Origin of the sequence: Microbispora sp. CL1-1, assembly GCF_012034195.1 — a bacterium.
In the GTDB taxonomy this organism is placed as follows: Bacteria; Actinomycetota; Actinomycetes; order Streptosporangiales; family Streptosporangiaceae; genus Microbispora.
The window spans coordinates 1-741 of record NZ_JAATEK010000160.1 but is presented as its reverse complement, the minus strand read 5'-3'; the positions used below and the strand labels follow the sequence as shown (position 1 = coordinate 741).

Below are 741 nucleotides of genomic sequence, written 5' to 3'. Positions count from 1 at the left end.
GCCACCGCGGAACCCGCCGGCAAGACCACCCGTAAGACCGCAGGGGAGCCGGGCGAGGTCCGCCGCATCACCCTCTACGTGGACAAATTCCCCGATGGGCAGATGGGCTACGGCCTGGAACCCGGCAAGCCCACCATCCCCGGCCCCCTCATCGAAATGATCGAGGGCGAGACCCTCGAAATCGAACTCGTCAACAACACCGACGTCACCGCCAGCCTGCACGTGCACGGCGTCGACTACGAGACGAGCAGCGACGGCACGCGGATGAACGACAGCGTCGTCCAACCCGGAGGCCGCTACGTCTACACCTGGCGCACCCACGCCCCCATCACACGCGCGGACGGCACCATCGCCCCCGGCAGCGCCGGCTACTGGCACTACCACGACCACGTCGTCGGAACCGACCACGGCACCGGCGGCATCCTCCTCGGCCTCTACGGACCACTAGTCGTACGCCGCACCGGCGACACCCTCCCCGACAAAACCTTCACCGTCGTCTTCAACGACATGAAAACCAACAACCTCACCACCGCACCCGACTTCACCGCCAAACTCGGCGAACGAGTCGAATTCATCGTCATCGCCCACGGCAACCTCTTCCACACCTTCCACATCCACGGACACCGCTGGGCCGACAACCGCACCGGCACACTCACCAACCCAGACGACCAAAGCCGAATCATCGACACCAAAACCACAGGACCCGCAGAATCCTTCGGCTTCCAAATCATCGCCGGCGAA

General features: G+C 64.5%; 1 protein-coding gene. It reads left to right on the top strand.

What is annotated here, in order from left to right; all coding sequences use genetic code 11:
- A partial coding sequence (locus HCK04_RS40410) for a multicopper oxidase domain-containing protein (protein WP_142652786.1) occupies nucleotides 1-741 on the top strand: 741 nt, incomplete at both ends.